This window comes from Marinobacter sp. F4218, from assembly GCF_019443085.1.
Lineage (GTDB): Bacteria > Pseudomonadota > Gammaproteobacteria > Pseudomonadales > Oleiphilaceae > Marinobacter > Marinobacter albus.
Map to the genome: position 1 here is coordinate 454,867 of NZ_JAHZIL010000002.1, position 18,719 is coordinate 473,585.

The 18,719-nt window shown below is 52.8% G+C and carries 17 protein-coding genes and 1 pseudogene; 13 read left to right on the top strand and 5 right to left on the bottom strand.

Translation table 11 applies throughout. The features are described 5' to 3' along the window. Together K0B93_RS02495 and K0B93_RS02500 are read left to right on the top strand one after the other, a co-directional pair. Entirely contained in the window at nucleotides 1-456 is a 456-nt protein-coding gene (locus tag K0B93_RS02495) for a hypothetical protein (RefSeq protein WP_219865671.1), read from the top strand. A gap of 27 nt (nucleotides 457-483) precedes the next feature. After that, nucleotides 484-774, top strand: coding sequence for a GmrSD restriction endonuclease domain-containing protein (locus K0B93_RS02500; protein ID WP_219865944.1), 291 nt, complete (start codon nucleotides 484-486; stop codon nucleotides 772-774). 515 nt (nucleotides 775-1,289) lie between these two features. Here K0B93_RS02500 and K0B93_RS02505 read toward each other — a convergent pair. Beyond that, nucleotides 1,290-1,426: pseudogene (locus K0B93_RS02505) on the bottom strand (IS3 family transposase); the annotation flags it as partial. Between the two features lie 360 nt (nucleotides 1,427-1,786). Between K0B93_RS02505 and K0B93_RS02510 the strand changes: the two are divergent. From K0B93_RS02510 to K0B93_RS02535, 6 genes are all read left to right on the top strand, one after another. After that, nucleotides 1,787-2,689 carry an NAD-dependent epimerase/dehydratase family protein gene (locus tag K0B93_RS02510; RefSeq protein WP_219865672.1) on the top strand — a complete coding sequence of 301 codons (903 nt, stop codon included), beginning with the start codon at nucleotides 1,787-1,789 and terminating at the stop codon, nucleotides 2,687-2,689. Further along, nucleotides 2,686-3,981 (top strand): glycosyltransferase, encoded by a 1,296-nt coding sequence (locus K0B93_RS02515; protein ID WP_219865673.1) that lies wholly within the window; start codon nucleotides 2,686-2,688, stop codon nucleotides 3,979-3,981. Before K0B93_RS02510 ends, K0B93_RS02515 begins: the two co-directional genes overlap by 4 nt. Continuing rightward, entirely contained in the window at nucleotides 3,978-5,012 is a 1,035-nt protein-coding gene (locus K0B93_RS02520) for a radical SAM/SPASM domain-containing protein (protein ID WP_219865674.1), read from the top strand. The genes K0B93_RS02515 and K0B93_RS02520 overlap by 4 nt, the downstream gene beginning before the upstream one ends. 68 nt (nucleotides 5,013-5,080) lie before the next feature. Continuing rightward, nucleotides 5,081-6,670, top strand: a complete 1,590-nt coding sequence (locus tag K0B93_RS02525; protein WP_219865675.1) for a methyltransferase — start codon at nucleotides 5,081-5,083, stop codon at nucleotides 6,668-6,670. Continuing rightward, entirely contained in the window at nucleotides 6,667-7,275 is a 609-nt protein-coding gene (locus K0B93_RS02530) for a histidine phosphatase family protein (RefSeq protein ID WP_219865676.1), read from the top strand. The genes K0B93_RS02525 and K0B93_RS02530 overlap by 4 nt, the downstream gene beginning before the upstream one ends. Before the next feature lie 1,132 nt (nucleotides 7,276-8,407). After that, nucleotides 8,408-8,683 (top strand): DUF1127 domain-containing protein, encoded by a 276-nt coding sequence (locus K0B93_RS02535; protein WP_219865677.1) that lies wholly within the window; start codon nucleotides 8,408-8,410, stop codon nucleotides 8,681-8,683. A 69-nt stretch (nucleotides 8,684-8,752) separates the two neighbouring features. Here the strand turns inward: K0B93_RS02535 and K0B93_RS02540 are convergent, their stop codons facing one another. After that, entirely contained in the window at nucleotides 8,753-9,502 is a 750-nt protein-coding gene (locus tag K0B93_RS02540; protein ID WP_219865678.1) for a hypothetical protein, read from the bottom strand. A gap of 252 nt (nucleotides 9,503-9,754) precedes the next feature. Between K0B93_RS02540 and K0B93_RS02545 the strand changes: the two genes are divergently transcribed. The 4 genes from K0B93_RS02545 (at nucleotide 9,755) to K0B93_RS02560 (ending at nucleotide 15,331) form a co-directional block, all read left to right on the top strand. After that, on the top strand, nucleotides 9,755-12,451 hold the full coding sequence (locus K0B93_RS02545) for a mechanosensitive ion channel domain-containing protein (RefSeq protein ID WP_219865679.1): 2,697 nt from the start codon (nucleotides 9,755-9,757) through the stop codon (nucleotides 12,449-12,451). Nucleotides 12,452-12,573: 122 nt separating this feature from the next. Beyond that, on the top strand, nucleotides 12,574-12,918 hold the full coding sequence (locus tag K0B93_RS02550) for a c-type cytochrome (RefSeq protein ID WP_219865680.1): 345 nt from the start codon (nucleotides 12,574-12,576) through the stop codon (nucleotides 12,916-12,918). 105 nt (nucleotides 12,919-13,023) lie between these two features. Beyond that, entirely contained in the window at nucleotides 13,024-13,770 is a 747-nt protein-coding gene (locus tag K0B93_RS02555) for a CLCA_X family protein (RefSeq protein ID WP_324123942.1), read from the top strand. A 46-nt stretch (nucleotides 13,771-13,816) separates the two neighbouring features. Continuing rightward, nucleotides 13,817-15,331: a DUF3336 domain-containing protein gene (locus K0B93_RS02560; protein WP_219865681.1), complete on the top strand. Its 1,515-nt coding sequence runs from the start codon at nucleotides 13,817-13,819 to the stop codon at nucleotides 15,329-15,331. Here the strand turns inward: K0B93_RS02560 and K0B93_RS02565 are convergent. Genes K0B93_RS02565 through K0B93_RS02575 form a run of 3 tightly spaced genes read right to left on the bottom strand, consistent with a single transcriptional unit; the run spans nucleotide 15,328 to nucleotide 17,056 of the window. Next, nucleotides 15,328-15,918 (bottom strand): ATP-dependent zinc protease, encoded by a 591-nt coding sequence (locus K0B93_RS02565; RefSeq protein ID WP_219865682.1) that lies wholly within the window; start codon nucleotides 15,916-15,918, stop codon nucleotides 15,328-15,330. The two genes, K0B93_RS02560 and K0B93_RS02565, sit on opposite strands and share 4 nt — an antisense overlap. Then, entirely contained in the window at nucleotides 15,918-16,490 is a 573-nt protein-coding gene (locus K0B93_RS02570) for an ACP phosphodiesterase (RefSeq protein ID WP_219865683.1), read from the bottom strand. Before K0B93_RS02570 ends, K0B93_RS02565 begins: the two co-directional genes overlap by 1 nt. A gap of 23 nt (nucleotides 16,491-16,513) precedes the next feature. Beyond that, the gene (locus K0B93_RS02575; RefSeq protein WP_219865684.1) at nucleotides 16,514-17,056 is read right to left on the bottom strand and encodes an outer membrane beta-barrel protein; all 543 of its coding nucleotides are present in this window, start codon (nucleotides 17,054-17,056) and stop codon (nucleotides 16,514-16,516) included. Between the two features lie 250 nt (nucleotides 17,057-17,306). Here K0B93_RS02575 and K0B93_RS02580 point away from each other — a divergent pair, with 250 nt between their 5' ends. Continuing rightward, nucleotides 17,307-18,719 carry a TrkH family potassium uptake protein gene (locus K0B93_RS02580; RefSeq protein ID WP_219865946.1) on the top strand — a complete coding sequence of 471 codons (1,413 nt, stop codon included), beginning with the start codon at nucleotides 17,307-17,309 and terminating at the stop codon, nucleotides 18,717-18,719.

The following is an 18,719-nucleotide window of genomic DNA, read 5'->3' on the forward strand; positions in this document are numbered from 1 at the left end:
ATGAAAATACATAACCAATTGAGTGCGGTTTGCTTCTTATTGGTATTTTTTTTAAATGGGTGTTCTGATCAGGAGCCAGCAAAAATGTATATTCCGGGGCCTGAATTCCAACAGTCTTTAGAAATTGCAATTTCAGTTAAACAAGCCCGGGTAGGTAAAGATATTCTATTGAATGCGGAACGAAGAAGTAGCGGTTTTATCGAAGTGAGAGAGGTCGATTCAGAGGGTGGTTGCGTTTTTACTTCGAAGCCCCCTGAATCTGAGGGCAATGTGGCGCTAAATCTTCAATGGAAAATTGAACCTGATGATGGCTCATATGATTTCGGTTTCACTGAGAGTGGGGAACGAACCCTGAAGTTCTCCAGAGAGGGTATCTATTCGATTCAGGCCCGCTCATCGCTCTGGTGCCCGCCTGGAATTTTGAGCAATAAACTAACAATCAAAGTATCAGGGTAGCTGTGTGAAAAAGAACAGTAACCCGGGCTGTCGCGAGATCAGCAGGCATCTGTATCACTCCAAAGTTCGAATAGTCTTTTCCCTGATTGTTGGTTTACCTGTTTCAGCGTCGTCGCGATAAATGCCCACCACGTCGTCCCACTTGCCTGGGCCTGGGAACTTGGCGCGTTGGTTTGGACCGATACAGAACGTGAACAGTTTGCGAACGACCCCGTGAACCGTTTACGCGCGGAGGCCAGCCCAAACCGCAGCAAGTGGACGACCACACAAAGTACTAAATTCGTCGTCCCAGCCAGCCTGTGGGAACGCTTCTTTTAGTCATTGAGCTTGTTGCGCTTTGTGCGCTGTTTTTCCAATCCAAGCGGGGTCAGGAGCTGGATTCTTCCAACTCTGGCTGGACCCGAAACGGGGAAAGGGTCAAATTGTCAGTGATGTTTCTAGGAATGAGTATTGCCGGTGAATTGGTTGCTGCGCGTTATGGCTCCTAAGGAGGCTGGTTTGAGACTGTTTAGTCTGGTGCTTGCCTTACTAGCGGGAAATGTCTTTGCCTCAGAAAATCTGATTTATCTGACCTGTGAGGGAGTCGTCACTGATACTGCCTTTAATAAAGAAGTATTGCTATCAATAAACCGGCGAACCCTCGAGTATTCGGTTGACGGGGTTATGAGCACTAGAATTAATGGCCACTGTAAGATTGTTACACCGGAGCTATAACAAGTCACGGAAGGCGGACGCGTGAGACGCGCCGCTTCGTTCAGCGTTAAACGTCTCATCCGAATGTTCGCTTTGCGACCGAAGTGGACCTACCCCGATAAGTATGACAAGCCCCAGTCTCAAACGGAGGCCATTTCAAAACCCTCTGTGCTGACGCCACCCAAGTTGGTATGACGTCGGACTCGGTGATAAAAAAAACCTTGATGTAGTCGACCACATCGGCCTTGGCCAGGTCGCGGGTTTTGGAGATCCGCTTCCCCCACAAACAACCGCGATGTTTTCTAGCCTCGACTCAATCCGAATAGCAAGCGGTTTAACTAGCGGCGAGCAGGTCAGTTGAACCTTTGTTTTCTGTAGGGGAACTGCCAAGCAAACTGGTTTTTCCTTATAGGATTCAGTATATTGCTGACGAGCAAGGAGCAACCAACGGTTACGGATATCCGAATCTGAGAAAACTTCCCGCGCGATACCCATAACACGCAAAACCATCAAAGAAGCTGTAAACCTTTTATAGGTTTTGAATCTTCCTCTTAATCGCTGTTACCTGTCTGGCAGCTATAGCTGTCTGGACTGCTCCTCTGAAACCCCACTCATCTGAATCTAAGGGTTCGTGGTCATGACAAAAATCCTGATGACCGGTCACCGAGGCCTCGTCGGACGACATCTTGTGCCTCGTCTTAAATCAGCGGATTACCAGGTTGTCGGGCTCGATATTGCGGACGGCAGTGGTGACATCACCCAGCCAGAGGCTATTCGTTCCGTCATCTCCAATGTCTCTGGGATAGTGCATCTTGCAGCTGTGTCAAGAGTGATATGGGGTGAGCGGAATCCGTCCCTTTGCTGGCAGACAAACGCGATGGCCAGTCATTCACTTCTGGATATCGCGTCACAGTGCAAACAAAAACCCTGGGTGTTGTTGGCCAGCAGTCGGGAAGTATACGGGGAGCCGGATCGACTACCGGTTTCCGAAGATGCGCCAGTATGTCCTGTCAACATTTATGGAAGAGCCAAGGCGAAAATGGAGCAATACGCTCGAGAAGCTCGACTTGAGGGCTTGAATACGGCGGTCGTTCGGCTTGCTAACGTCTATGGGTGTGTTGAGGATCATGAAGACCGGGTTTTACCTGCTTTTTGTCGAAATGCCGCCGAGGGCCGACCACTAAGAGTCGACGGATTTGACCACCTTTTTGATTTTACTCACGTGGAGGACACGGTCAGGGGAATAGTGCAGCTCGTAGCTTTGCTCAATGCTAATGAACACGATTTGCCGCCCATCCATCTGCTTCCAGGTATTGGAACGACCTTGCTTGAGGCCGCCAACATTGCCGTGGACGCTGCCGACTCAGACTCCAGCATCGTTGCCGCACCATCGCGCACCTATGATGTAGCACGATTTATCGGGAACCCCGAGCGAGCAAAAAGACTGCTGGGCTGGGAGGCCAGAATCACGCCATTCGAGGGAATTCGCGCTCTAGTGAAAGCATTCCAAACTAACGCTTCGTTGATTGAAACAGCATGAAAATTCTCAAGGTAATCCACGGCTATCCCATGCTCTACAACGCCGGGTCTGAGGTCTACTCACAAACGATCTGTCATGCGCTTGCCGAGCTGGGGCATGAGGTTCATGTTTTTACCCGTGAAGAAGACTCGTTCAGGCCCGATGGATCGATGAGGCAGGACGTGGATCACGACCAGCCGAGAATTCTAGTCCACCTGGTCAATAACCCCCGCCATCGTGATCGATACCGGCTTTCCGTTATCGACCAACGGTTCGCAGAGCTGCTTGATCAAATCAAGCCAGATGTCGTCCATATCGGGCATTTGAACCATTTGTCGACCTCGTTGGTTTTCGAAGCCAAGCGTCGAGACCTCCCGGTGGTCTACACACTGCACGATTACTGGCTCATGTGCCCGCGTGGTCAATTTATGCAGATGCATTCCGATGAGGATAATCTGTGGGCGGCATGCGACGGCCAAGAGAATCGGAAATGCGCGACACAATGTTATTCACGCTATTTTTCGGGGGCAGAGGATGAGTTCGAACACGACGTCGCATACTGGGAAAACTGGGTTGGACGACGCATGGCCCATGTTCGAGATGTTGTCGATCAGGTCGACCTGTTCATATCACCGTCCCGCTATCTGAAGTCCAGGTATGAAACGGATTTTGGGCTGCCGAAGCCGAAAAGCATCTATCTCGATTACGGATTTGATCGAAGCCGAATGGCCGACCGCCACAGGATGCCGGATGAACCATTCACTTTTGGCTATATCGGAACCCATATTCCCGCCAAAGGCATCCATCAGCTAATTCAAGCGTTTGGCCGGGTTAAAGGCGACTGCCAACTCCGAATTTGGGGACGAGACAGGGGCCAGGATAGCCGCGCACTTAGAGCCATCGCCAACACGCTGGCTATTGAAAAACAGGCGCGGATTCATTGGATGCCAGAATACAAGAACCAGCAGATCACAAAAGATGTCTTCGACAAAACGGATGCGATTGTGACGCCGTCGATCTGGGTCGAGAACTCTCCATTGGTGATTCATGAAGCTCAGCAAGCCCGAGTGCCAGTGATAACAGCTGACGCCGGTGGAATGGGCGAATACGTCCAGCATGAAGTGAATGGACTGCTGTATGAACACAGAGATGTTTCGTCTCTCTCACAGCAGATGCAGCGCCTTGTTGATGCCCCGGAGTTGGCCCACCAACTGGGGCAAAGGGGTTATCTATTCAGTGACGACGGTCAGATTCCCGACATTCAATCCCACGTGATGGATCTGGAAGAGCAATACAAGCGAGTGATGAATTGAGTTTAAAGCCGGATTTTTGGCGGGCGACGCTGGATACTAACCCAGATTATTGCAACCTGAATTGCGTCATGTGCGAGGATCACTCGCCGTATGGCGATGATAGAGCGACACGCAGCGCTCAAGGTCGTATCCGCCCCATCATGGAAAAGGGGTTGCTGGAAAAAGTGGTCCGGGAAGTGGCGGCACTGGGTTTCCGCGAGATTATTCCCTCAACGATGGGGGAGCCGCTCCTTTACCCGCATTTCGAAATGTTTCTGGAGCTTTGCCATGAGTTAGGCCTGAAGCTAAATTTGACCACTAATGGAACGTTTCCCGGCCCCCAGAAACATCAAAGTGTCGAACACTGGGCGAGGCGCATCGTGCCAATCGGCAGTGATGTCAAAATAAGCTGGAACGGAGCGACTTCGCAAACCCACCGAGACATCATGCTTGGGGCTGAGTTGGATGAGCATATCAGCAAAGCCAAACGATTCATCGCGGTTAGAGATGAGCTAGGCGACCACAACTACTGCTCAATGACCATGCAGCTGACGTTTATGCGCCAGAATCTTCATGAGATTCCGGATATGGTTCGCTTGGCGGCATCCATGGGCTTTGACCGAGTTAAAGGCCATCAGCTATGGGCTCATTTTCCGGAGTTGGAAGCGCAAAGTCTGAGGAATGACATCGTTTTCGCTACCCAGTGGAACCGTGTCGTCGAGGAGTGTGAGGCCATTGTTGAAGAACACGCAGGATCAGGTGGCTCCCGCCTCAGATTGGATAACTTCTTTAAGCTCGATTTGGCGAATCTTGATGACATAGCGCCGGATGGTGAATGCCCCTTTTTAAATAAAGAGATCTGGGTAGACCCAACGGGACGGTTCAATGTTTGTTGTGCTCCAGATCAACAGCGGAAGTCTCTTGGCGAATTTGGAAATTTGATGGATACCTCTGTCAAGGAAGTGATCAAAGGCGAGCGCTATGCGGCTCTTGTAGAAAACTACCGACATCATGATCTGTGTAAGAGCTGTAACATGAGACGCCCGTCATGAGTACGTCTGCGGGTAATCCAAAGGTTAGCTCCTGTGGGACGCACCATGTTGATTCGGACGGTAGGGCAATGTACCAGCAGCGGTTTGAACAGGTACTTCCTTTTCACGCGCCAGGGCTTGCTCCGGTCAGGTTGAATAATGCTGCGTGGCACATTCGTCCTGACGGATCCGATGCCTACAACGACAGATATGATGAGACATTTGGCTTTTATTACGGCTTCGCTGCGGTTGTATCAGATGGGCTTTGGTTTCACATCGATTCAGATGGAAATCCGCTCTACGAGAGCCGATATGCGTTTGTCGGTAATTTCCAGAATGATGCCTGCGTGGTCTGTGATTTCGAAGGCTATTACTATCATATCGATCTCTCAGGAAAGCCTCTCTACTCATCAAAATGGTCTTATTCCGGAGATTTTCGTGAGGGGGTAGCCGTTGTTCAAGGTCGGGATGGCCTCAGCTCCCACATCGATTTTGCAGGGAAATTGATCCATGGACAGTGGTTCCTTGATCTGGACGTCTTTCATAAAGGCTACGCCAGGGCTCGGAGTAACGAAGGCTGGCATCACATCTCTAAGGCGGGCAAGCCGTTATATCCCGCAAGATATGCGAATGTGGAACCGTTCTATAACGGCTGTTCAAGAGTTGAGACCGGCGACGGCGCGTTGAAGGTCATCAATGAGAAAGGCGTAACTTTGCGCACCCTCCGCAGGCCGACGATCGACCATTTTGCCGAGCTGTCTGCGGATATGGTTGGTTATTGGCGAACGATGGCTCTGAAGACCGCTTCGGAGTCAGGGCTGTTTGACCAACTTCCGGTGAATCAGCAACAGCTATCCAAATCTACCGGTATGGCTCCTGAAAGATTAGTTCGGTTTCTTCGCGCATTGGGAGAGTTGGGTGTAATTCAAATGGAGCGGGATAATTACGTGCTGACGGAGAAAGGTCAGTATTTACGCTCCGACCATCCGAAAACCCTTGTTTCAGCACCTGAGGAATACGGTGGGGATTTGCTGAGGCGCTGGGAGAGGCTGCCAGCGATCTTGAAAGGGGCTAATGTAGACCAGGATATTTTTGACGAGGTAAGCCACGACGAGGAACGCGTCAAAGCACATCATGAAATGCTGGCCAGCTATGCACTGCACGATTACGCCTCAGTGGTTCCGTTGCTGAACATCAATGCTGGCGACGTCGTGTTCGACGCTGCTGGAGGCACAGGCACCCTCAGCTCGCTGGTAAAGAGGCGTTTCCCTGAAACGGATGTCTATTGCGGAGACAAAGCCGAGATCACTCAGCAGCAAATGTATGATCGAGTCTATTACCTGCCGTTTGACCTGTTCGAGCCCTGGCCAATCTGCGCCGATAAACTGCTCTTGGCGAGAGTGCTCCATGATTGGAACGATGAGCAGGTGGCATTGATTCTCCAACACGCCAAGGCAGCACTGAGACCCGGAGGGGAGTTACTTGTCCTCGAAATGTTTCTACCAAAGTTGGGATTTGGTGGGGGGTTATGCGACTTACACCTCTTGGCAGTTACTGGAGGTCAGGAAAGATCGCAGGATCACTACTCTGATCTTCTTCATAACGCGGGATTCGATGTTGTTGAGACCATTAACGGAGCAAGCCTGGTATCCGTCCTGCGCTGTAGGCCCAAGCCTTGAAAACTCTTCTTATTATCAGGCACGCCGAAAGACCTGCCATTCAAGATGGAACTGTCGGCAACGAACTCTCCCTGACATCGAATGGTATTCACGAAACAATGCGTTTGGCCAAGTCGCTTCCGCGAAAAATTCTATCCATTGAAAGCAGCCCCATTCTGCGTTGCTTACAAACAGCTGAGCTAATTGCAGAGCATCACGAGGTTCCACTCACATCCATCGGGCGTTCCAACCTGCTTGGGGATCCGGGATTCATTATTGATGATGCAGAACTGGCATGGACGAACTGGGTTGAGAAGGGCGCTGAAGCCGTCAACGAACATCTTTTGAGTGGCAATTCCGTATGGCCAGGGTTTAGAGACCTGGATGAGGCGGTTGCTCAGGTACAGCATTCAATTGAGGCGATGCTGACAGAATCAGATGATGGTGTTCATGTTTGGGTAACGCATGACACCATTGTTGCTACCCTTGCGAGTCGGTTGCAGCGGACGCCGCTTTCGCTCAAGGAATGGCCAGATTACCTGGGTGGGCTCACGATTCAACTGAGAGAGGGGAGTGGTCTGGAGATTTCCTACTTGTCGTCCGGGCTGGTACAACCTGATAACTGAGGATGGAAGCGCTCTGGTACATCCTGTCACGGTAGGGAGTTGTTGTTGACCCTTTGACACCGAACCTGGAAAGGTCCGAAAACCAGAAACTTAGATAACTTTTGGGCCGACCATGACGCAATCCTTCTTGTATAGTCATGGCACTAACATACATCGAGAACGGGCAGAGTGCCAACTATGAGCGCGTGCCCCGACGTCTGTATCAACCCCGGCTGCCTGCGTGAGGGTGTGAGAGAAAGAAAGAGTCTCATCATGTTTTGAAAAATCACCAGTTCCTGAAAATCAAAACCTATATAGGTGACTGAAAAAAATCGGACTCCAAATTTCAAACTCCGTGAGACCGAGTCTCAGTCTCAACTGAAATCTACACGAATCCTTCATGTTTTATGGAAAGCAGAAGCATACCTTACTGCGCATAATGTATATTATGTTAAATGCTATATTCAACACACAATGCCAATGAGAGTCTGTCCCAATACCCGGCATGGAAAAGCCCCTGTTGGACCTCATCTGTCGGCTCTGACGGTATTGTGTTCTTTGAGAATGTCGACGATTCCAGCGCAAGGAAACGGCGCTGTGTTCGTTTAGATGTGGGATGCCCTAGGCTCTTTTGTTGTTTTCCCGATCCAACCTATCGGCGGAATAACCCGAGGCTAACCATCTTTCGTCTACCTGAAGCAGAGACGCCAGGTCTGCCATTAGCCTCCGGCGTGGCATGCTCTCGCCACAAAACCATCGCCTGACAGCCTCGTGGCTGATGCCAAGACGTGTCGATAACCAGGTTTCCTGCCCTTTGGCATTAGCTGGAACCCGGGGCTGGTTATTACATGCGATCTTGAATCTTTGTGCAAAATCCCTGTAGTCCGACATTTTGAATATCCCTATTCAAATGAAGACCTATAAAATTTAGTCACAGGCCCAAAACCTGTCAAAGATTACGTCGTGTTTACCAGCGATTGTCATGAAAGGCCCTACCGAATTCCCGTGATCGCCCACGACCGGTACAGAAGCTTAAAACCATCAGCAGTACAGCACAGCAGAATTCTCGATCTGTTCCGTCCCTCCACTGCCGCTCTGTGTCTTATTTTTGAGCACCACAGGAATAAGCTATAGGAAACACAGGAGGTGCGTCATGAACGCTCAATCATTGCTCTTCAAACGTTTCAGAACTTACCTGCAAAACTACGCCACCAGGAAGGCATTGCGGAATCAGTTGCACCAGATGAGCCGGCAGGAATTGGACTCGCTCGTGCGGGATATCGGGATACCCGGCTCTGATCTGATTGAGGAAGCAAACACGCCTTTCTGGAGCACCGGCGGCCACGAGGATTCGAGCAAAAGGCATCAACAGCCGGCAGATATTGCGGTGTTGGCCAGCGATCAGTGTCGGTACGCGCCGACGGCTTGAACCATCTCCGTGACGTCTTTGGGGGCGCTCAGACAGCAAGCCCTGTGTGGGCGCTCGCCTAAGAGCCCTTTAAAAAGCCCAGCTCAGACCAAGCAACCATCCTTTTTGCTCGACATCATACAAAAACGAACCGTCTTCATAGTCGAGGTCATATACCCGGTATCCGATTGAGGTGCCAAAGCCCTGAGTCCATTGATAACCGGCATTGATGGATACATCGTAGAAATGTTCAGAACTGACACCAAATCCCCCGACAGCCAAGCCGCCTGAAGCATAGAAGTTCGACCCACCAAGGGGCGAGCGCCCTTTGATTCCAAGGAGAGGATCGTACCAGCTCTCTGCTGAGCGGATTCTTTCACCGGCCAGGATTCCCAGTCCGCCCCTGAAGCGTAGCTCAGTATCCACTTTCCAGTAACGGACGCCGCCGTAAACGTCGATGACCGCCCTGTCCCGCTGAAAAAGTTCGTAAAGATACGCCGCCGAATAGATCTTATTCTTGGAAATTGATTTCACATTCAAACCAACCGCAGTAATCAGGTCCTCGCTTGAACGTGTGTCTGTGTAGAGCAGGTCTAAGAGCACGCCATGCCTTAGGTATTTGGTTTCAAACAACACCATGTAACTGGCTTCGTTATCTTCGAGAGCATCGCTCGCGGAAATGTCGATGGGAACGGTTGGCGCGCCCGGTCTCGAGGAAACATTGCCTTCGACGCCGGCAAACCAAAGGTAAGGTGTAAGACGTGATTCCAATCTTGGCGCAGATTGAACCGCCAGTGGCAACATGACCAACAAGGTAAGAAAAATACGGTAGGATTTCATGATTCCCGCCCTCTGTTAGGACGCCGAGCGCGTCAATTCGCAGTCGGCACCATCTAAGGGGCGCGCAGGACAAGAATTCTTTACATGTTCCCAGGCTCCCTGGAACATCTTATAAGCTATTTTTTAGCACCAGATTGGGAGTTCATCAAAGATCCCCCAATTACCATCCTGTCAGATTCCATTGGCGCTCCCCCCTACCACGCGGGTTTCTAGCTAAACTTACGGAAAATCACTTCGGATAACTTCAGAATCATGACCACACGTCGCGTCTACGCCTTGGCTTTCACCCTGATCTTTCTTGTTGGGATGAGTCAGGCTGAGAACGCGATGGCAGCACTGGATGATCTGCTGCCGCCCGTTCAGACGGAAACCGAGAGGTTTCCCCCCGCTGAGGAAGACGAAAAGAAAGCGCAGGAAGAAGAGTCGGAAGAAGAACCCGAGCCCGAACCAACACCGGTCAAACCAGAGATTGAAGCGCCGGAGGAGCCGCTGGTAAGTTCGCTACCTGCGCCGCAGAACGCCGATATCCAGCAGCAGATCCAAAAGCTTCGCGAAGCGCTCGATAGTCGTCAACATGCCCTGAGTATTAGTGAACAGCGGCTCGCCTACGCAGAGTCGCTCCGCACCCGACTTGATAATGAATATGAAAGTTTTGAACTGCGCTTGGAAAGGGCGGGATTAAACCTCACCGATGACTACGCAAATTTGTTGCGCCAGCGTCTGGAGCGGTTACGTAACCAGACCATCGCCGCCGGTTTAACGAAAGGTATCAGCGCCCAGTTGTCAGCCGCCCGCGAGGAACAACTGCGGCTTGAAGAGTTTGAGGCAGTGATCGAGCCAGACGATGATGCCCGTGGCAGGCTGGAGGTGAAACGGGTACAGCTTCTTCGCCAGCTACATGGGTCCGTCACCAAGCACATTGAAGTTCTGAACGAGTATTACAATATCGTGGTTCAGCTCCAGGATCGGCTGGAGTCTTACCAGACTTTGCTTCAGCAACGACTGTTCTGGCTGCCCAGCACCAACAAGGTCAATCTGGAGATGGTTGGGCAGATATACCGAGGCGTGGTCTGGTTCGTTTCCAGTTTTAAATTGCCTGCCCTGAAGGATGCCGTTCAGGCCTCCGTCGATGAGCACTGGCCACTCCTGGTACTGCTTTCGGTGGTCGTGGTGGTGATGGCCGTGCGTCGGCGCCGGCTTCGAAAAGCTCTCATCGATACGGGCTATAACGTGGGGAATGTCCGCCAGGATCGCTGGAACTTCACCTTCTCTGCGCTGGTTTACAGCTTTCTGCTAGCATTGCCGGGAGTATTCCTCCTCACACTTGGACACCTTTTACTGGAGAGTGGGAACAGTTTTCTCCATGCCCTCTCCAAAGGCTTGTCCAACGCCGCCTTCGTCACTCTGCTATTAAGAAGCGTATACACCGTGGCCTACACCAAGGGCCTTGGCGAACGCCACTTTCAATGGAATCCGAATACGCTCCGGATGATTCGGAAGCAGATCCCCATCTTGCTAGCCGTGTTGATTCCCATCATTATCATCATGCCCACGATGGCGACCAAGAAAGGTGCAGTTTACAGCGACAGCCTCGGGCGCTTTCTTTTCATGCTTGCATCGTTTGCTCTCGCCTACTTTGCCCAGCAATTTATGACTGCGGTGCGAAAGGATCAATCCACCAGCCAGATTCTCCGTGTCCTGCATTGGATAGCTGTGGCCATGCCGCTGGCTCTGGCCTTTATCTCACTGTGGGGCTATCACTACACCGCGGTGCGGTTTGAAGGTCTCATGTTCATCAGCCTGTGCTGGGTGGCCTTCGTGATCCTACTGCATTACCTCGGATTGCGAAGCCTGGCGGTGCGAGAGCGCCGGATGGCGCTCAAGCGCGTTCTGGAAACCCGGGAGGCCGAGCGGAAACTGGCCGAAACCCGGGAAGCGGCGGAATCGTCTGGCGAGGGCGTTCCCATGAGTTTCGATTCGCCACGGCGGGATATCAATGAAATCAGCCAGCAAAGCGAAACCCTGTTAAAGATTATCTCGCTGATTCTGGCAGCTGTCGGTCTTTGGATGCTCTGGGACAATGTTTTTCCAGCGCTGGGGATATTTGACGACATCACTCTTTGGACCATCAACACGGGCATTGAGGGACAAGACCCTGTCCCGATCAATCTGGGAGACCTGATGGTCGCGTTGGCTATTGGCGCAGGCACCGTGCTCGCGGCCCGAAACCTTCCGGGAACCCTGGAAGTCGTGTTTCTCAGTCGACTCAATCTCGAACCGGGAGTCGGTTATGCGATTACCACACTGGCCACGTATATCATTGTCTTTATTGGTATTGTCGCCGCTCTGGCGGGACTCGGGTTCCAGTGGTCGAAGCTTCAGTGGTTGGTGGCTGCACTTGGTGTGGGGCTGGGCTTCGGTCTCCAGGAAATCGTGGCCAATTTTGTCTCCGGCATTATTCTTCTGTTTGAACGGCCAATCCGTGTCGGCGACACGGTTACCATTGGCGGTATTACTGGCACGGTATCCCGAATCCGGATTCGGGCGACAACGCTGGTGGACTGGGATCGCAAAGAGCAGATTATTCCCAATAAGACTTTCGTCACTCAGGATCTGACCAACTGGACCCTGTCCGATCCCATTACCCGGGTGATTGTCCGGGTTGGTGTCGCCTACGGTTCAGACGTCGATAAGGTGCAAGACCTGCTACATAAAGTTGCCGTCAAAAACGAGCGGGTAGTTGAAGAGCCCGCGCCAGCCGTGTTCTGCGTTGAACTGGGCGAAAGTCGGATCGACTTTGAGGTCCGGGTTTTCGTCCGGGATGTGCTGGACTTTATGCCGCTGTCCCACGAGCTGCACTCGGCGATTACCCGGGCTCTGAAAGAGGCCGGTATCGAGATCCCCTTCCCGCAACGAGACATTCACATTCGAACCGAGCCGGAGAAGTGATGGCTGGAAGTGGAGCGCCTGTTGTTCTTGGACTAAGTTAAAGTCTGAGGTAGTTAATTGGTCCCGGGCCTATTGCAGTCATCTCAATATTCGGATTCAAGATGAGCAATAAAGGGGGCGGTATGAACAACAAAGCTATTGCGCTAACACTTACTACCTGTCTCAGCATGGGAGCGTCTGTTGCTTTCGCAGACTCCCACGGCATGATGAAAATGGCCGAGGAAAAGAAGTGCCTCGGCTGCCATCTCACCAGCGAGGAGGTGCCACGAGCGCCCTCCTTCCAAAGCGTTGCCCAGAAGTACACGGAAGACGACCGAGAGATGCTGGTAGAAGTTGTTAAGACCGGAGGAGAGGATCACTGGGGATCAGCCGTTATGCCCCCACCCGGTCCTCGGCCAGAAGTCAGCGACCAGGAGGCCAACGATCTGGTTGACTGGATCCTCGGCCTGCGGGACGAAGGGATGTGATCCGCTGAGCGGTCTCCGATCATCGGCGAGGCCGGATGGGTTGTTAGCGGTACCGGCCCCGCCTATAATGCTGTATCTATATACAGCTGTTATTTTTGGAGTTCCGTGAGCATTTCCTTTGTCGATATCCGGAGGCGGTACGATTTCCGCAGCATCGAAATTGGTCGATGGGTGACAGAGTCCGAGCGTGATCGGGCGGCGCAACGCTTCCATGGTGCGCTGGATACTCTGAAGGCCACGCTTGGTGTGCCTGAACAGGTTATTTCCCTGAAAAGCTCTCTGGGCCTGCAATATGGAATTGGGGGCCAGCTCGGCGTTTGCGCCCACTATATTCCGGCCACCCGGCAACTCGCACTCGCCAAGAATGCAGGCGCGGGGAGCCTGGCTCACGAGTGGTTCCATGCCTTCGATCACTACATCGCCTCCAAAGTATTCCTGCAGTCCGGTCGCCAGGCATTTGCCAGTTCCCTGTGGCTCGACAGCCAGCGCTTCAAGCCCCATGCCCTCACCTCGCTGCTGTTTCGATGCTTTGAGGCAATCTTGCTGAATGCCGATGGCACGGGGCCCAGCGGTCTATTCAACGCCTCAAGGACTGCCGATACACATCGGAACTCGCTCTATTGGGCACGCCCGGAAGAAATGGCCGCCCGCGCTTTTGAAGCATTCATTGAGGACAGGGCTCCCCGGGATGGCTTTCTAGTCAGAGGAACCCGGAATTCCGAGGAGGCGCGGCTAGGGCTGTATCCTTCCGGGGCGGAACGAGATCGGGTCGCTGCCGCATTCAGCGACTATTTTGCGAGCCTTGGCCGCGCACTCAGCCGTCCGGCGAAGACTGGCACGATGTCGCATTGAGGTACATACTAAAAAAAGACCGCGCAATGGACAACGGTACTCGCCAATGATGTCCCTGATAAAGCCGAAAGGATTCAGCCGGCAGGAACTGCGACAGCGCATGCAATCGGCCACGAGTTATCAGCAATGGCATGAAGCTGCTATTGCCCTCGATAACCTGTCTGGCGCTGAAAACTGGCGTCAAAGTGATGCCTCTGAATATTACGATTACCGCGACATCCGGGCCAGGTATGAGCTACTGCGTACCCTGCTGGCCGAACAGAATCACGAGGAGCTCCTCTACCTTCTGAACGAAGGCATCCACGGCAATATGAGTGGAATGGGCCGCCCTATCCTGTACGACAAGGCGCTCACCGGAACCAAACGGCTGATCGATAATTACGTGAATGCCATTGTCGAAGCTCTGAAGACCGTCGCAGATTCGTCTTCGTCCCACATTTCTCTTCAGGATAAGGTGGATTTTTTCCGCCGGGCCAGTCACTGCTATGGACGCTCTGCCCTTATGCTCAGCGGCGGAGGTGGGCTGATATATTTCCACCACGGTGTGGTTCAAACCCTAATCGAACAGGATCTGTTACCGAATGTGGTCTCCGGGGCAAGCGCCGGGGCCTGGGTATCGGCCCTACTGTCCATGTATACCAACAAAGAACTGAAGGCCGGTTTTTTTGAACGTTACCGCTACGATATGCCGGAACACCTGAATCCGGTCAGAGTATTGGCCGGAATGGAGCCCGGGGTGTCGCCACTTTCCGTGAAGGAACGTGCGATGGATAGCATCAACAATTCGATGACCTTCCAGGAAGCGTACGAGCACACCGGGCGGTACATCAATATCTCGATCGCACCGGCGGAGAAGCACCAGAACTCCAGGCTGATGAACGCGATTACCTCTCCCAACGTCTATATCCGCTCTGCCATGGATGCATCCGGCAGTGTTCCCGGCGTCGTGCCTCCCGTTACGCTTTACGCCAAGGGCGCCGATGGAAAACCGAAGCCCTATCTACCATCCCGAAAGTGGGTTGATGGCTCCGTTGCCGAAGACCTGCCTGCGAAACGGCTGTCTCGGCTTTTCGGCGTCAATCACTACATAGTCAGCATGATCAATCCCCTGGCGGTTCCGTTTGTTGAGGATCCCAAACTTCGTCCCCGCCGAGGGTTGCGGAGTGTCGCCGGAGCTATGATCACGGGGACAGCTGCCGATCTACTCAAGGAGCTGGAGGTGTACCTGAGCCGTTTCGGTGTGTCCTTTATCAGTCCCGCCGTTCTGATTGCCCACAGCGTGCTCAACCAGAGTTATACCGGCGACGTAAACATTATTCTTGAGAAAAAGGACTTCAGCTGGCGAAACGTGCTTTTCGGGTATCGAAATGACCAGGAAATCGCGAACCTGATTCTGGCGGGCAAGCGAAATACCTGGCCAAAGCTGGCAATGATCCGCAATGCCGCCCTGGTTGGCCAGGAATTGGACCGAATTCTGGATTTGCTGGATCAACGGGAGTTCGGGCAAAGGCGAGGCGGCGGGGAGCGTCGCAGGCTCACGCTCCCGCCGGTATCTTTTTAGTCCGCCTGTTTTGCAATTTCCTCGAGGGTGCTGTATTCGCAGTCCTGCTGCGCTATAAAGCTGTCAGCTGAATCAATCAGAATATTGTCGTCCCGCATGAAACGTCGGCCAAGGAGCACCGGGTAAGAGAAGTTCCCACGATCAGTCAGCGAGAACTGGGTTTCATGAATGGTTCCGGCGATACAGAACTCCATATTCACCACGTAGCGACGTTGCGAGGGGGCACCTTTGCGCTTTATCAGAACCGTACGATGGACCGGCCGCTCGAATTCAAGAACGACATCCTCATGCTCAACGTCACCCTCACTCGGCTGATCTTCATGATCTCCAAGGGGTAACTGAAACTTCACCCACTCTTCGTTATCCTTCTTGAAGCCTTCGACATTAACGGCATGGAGTGATGACGTCTTTGCGCCGGTATCGAGCCTGGCTTTCAAGCGCAGATTGGTGTCGTTCATAACGACCCACTCCACAAAACCCAGGGTTTCGGGAACCGATGTATTGGACGATTCTGCATTTTTAGCAATCACACTGGTCGCAGGGAACGAAAGGGTTGCTGCCAATGCCAGTGAAGCCAGTCTTCTCATTAAATATCTCCCGCAAAGGTCTGTAAATCCGGAAAAAAGCTTAAAAAACGCGTTTCCAGCTCAACGTCATTTGCTCGAATCTCGTCAATAATGCCGGAAAATTGGTTCGGAAAACGAATACGGCCGGCAACTCGGTCCAGGGCATAGCCAATGCTTTCAAAGTCTTCGTAGGCACCAAACCAGTCGTGGCCGACCATCCTTCTTGTCACCTTGACCATTGACGGAGGCATCAGGTGCTCATAGTTTCGGAGTTCGCCGTAAATGTTGTGAACGAAGGTATCACGATCCGCGTGACTGAAACGTTGCCAGTGTCTTAACAGATAGTGATCGTAGAGGATATCCAGGGCAACGCCGGCAAATCGGCGCCGCTCCCGTGAGAAGCATGCCTTACTGGCAAGGACTTCCGGATGTTGATCGGTGAAACCGTCAACGGCGCGGTGGTGGCGGACACCCGCCTGCACCAGCTCTGGAAGCTTCGCCAGATCAACACCCCGGGCGAAATCGCCCAGGATGCTGCCCACACGCGCTTCCGGAGAATCCGGGGCCAGAAAAACGTGGGCTAGATGATTCAATCAGGCTCCTGGTTGTCGGGGTCTCAGAAGTTGAGCTGAACGCCCACCCCCAGACCATCTACAGTGACATCGTCGTCATCATAATAACGCATGTATTCGAGGTTGCCAGAGAGGTTGGATGCGAACTTCATGTTCACGCCTACACCGTAGGAAACGTCACTTTCGTCTTCAGTTGCGGTGGTGAAGGGCCCTTTCGCCTCAAGTTCGACGCGGGTGAAGCCCAGAATTGCATAAGGCGTAATCGGAGACTCGTTGGCAAGGTTGAAAGTCGCGTAGCCCCCGAAGAAGTTATCGAGAGAGACATCGACAGCACCAATGCGGTCATCGTCCACACCGAAACCGCCGCGAGCCTCAAAGCCCAGAAACGGAGTGGCCATAACACCGGCCTTGGCGGAGAGCGTCCCTACATCGGCGTCCGAAGACCCGATATCCAGATTCGCGAAGGTGTAGTTCAGTCCGGTGTAGAGCCCGCCAACGCCCGATTTATACATATCCTGGGCATTGGCCGCGCCCGCTGTAACCAGTCCGGCGGCAAAGACAACTGCGAGGGAACTTGAGTTTTTCATTAATCCTTCTCCTTAGCGAACGTTCCGTTTTTCATTTTCCAAGTTGCACCAACAACACGGACATTTCCAGACCCTGGATCCTCATTTACCTCTTATTTACAGTGATTTAATTCGGGGTTAATTCGGTGCTCGCCGTCGCCATTTCCTTGCGGAAGCCGGCACCCACAGGTATTCTGACGCCGTCTCTTGTTTCAGCTGGCTTGAGCATTCTTTGAGAAACCTTTATCCCGTTGTGTTCATTGTTAGCGTCATGTTTGTGCTGCTCAGCATTTTCATGACGTTACCGGTCATTTTTCTGGCTGGTTCCGAAACGCCCAATGCCATGGCGTTCGCGGAATCGGCCGCCATTGTCTGTGGTCTTGGCGTTCTCGGGATATTGGCCACTTACCGGCAGTCGCGGGACCTCAAACCGCGATTCATGTTCGTTCTGACCGTGTCCAGCTGGTTTATCATCGCCCTCTTCTCCTCCCTGCCCTTTTACCTGAGTGACAACGGAATTTCTGCGGCCGATGCGTTCTTTGAGGGCACCTCAGGGATAACCACCACCGGCGCTACGGTGATGAGCGGTCTGGATACGATGGACCGCGACCTACTCCTCTGGCGCTCCATTCTCCAGTGGATAGGCGGGATCGGGATTATTGGTATGTTCGTCGCGGTTCTGCCATTTCTCCGCGTCGGAGGAATGCGGTTGTTCGCAACGGAATCGTCGGAATGGACGGATAAGGCCCTGCCAAGGATGAAAACGCTCAGCCGGGGGCTGCTGTTGGTCTATGTTGCGTTTTCCATCGTGGCCGTTTTCACCTACTGGGTTTCAGGGATGACCCTGTTCGATGCCTTTAACCATGGCCTGACAAGCATTGCGACCGGTGGGTTCTCCACCTCCGACATGTCTATGGGCAAGTTCAGCGATCTGATCCTGATGGAAGCGACCCTGTTCATGATCATTGGTAGCCTGCCGTTCTTTCTGTTTGTGCGTGAAATGCACGGCCAGCATGGGGTACTGTTCCGGGATCAGCAGGTGCGTCTGTTCCTGGCCATCCTGTTCCTGGTCCCGGCCCTGCTAACGCTCTACCGTTGGCTCGTGTCGCCGGTGCCGTTTGATCCGCTTCATAATTACACTGCCACGCTGTTCAACGTAACGTCGGTGGTGACAACGACCGGTTATGCCTCGGAAGATTATTCCGCCTGGGGACCGTTGGCGTTCGTACTGTTCTTCTTCCTGATGTTTGTTGGTGGCTGCTCCGGCTCGACTGCCGGCGGAATGAAGATCTTCCGGTTCCAGTTATCGCTGATCATATTGCGTGAGCAGTTGATGCGCCTGCTGCATCCCCGCGCTGTATTGACGAGGAACTATAATGGCAGGGCCGTGAGCGACGAAATCATTTCGTCGATGATCGCCTACACTTTCATCTTCCTGCTCTGCCTTCTGCTCATCACCATTACCCTCGCTGCGATGCAGCTGGATTTCGTTACGTCGCTGTCCGGCGCCCTCACTGCATTGACCAATGTCGGTCCCGGTCTGGGAGAAATTATTGGTCCCTCCGGTAACTTTGGTCCTTTGCCTGATGGCGCAAAGTGGGTGCTCTCGGTCGGTATGCTGATGGGCCGCCTTGAAATCCTCAGCGTCATCATCGTGCTGTCTCCCGCGTTCTGGCGCAGCTAG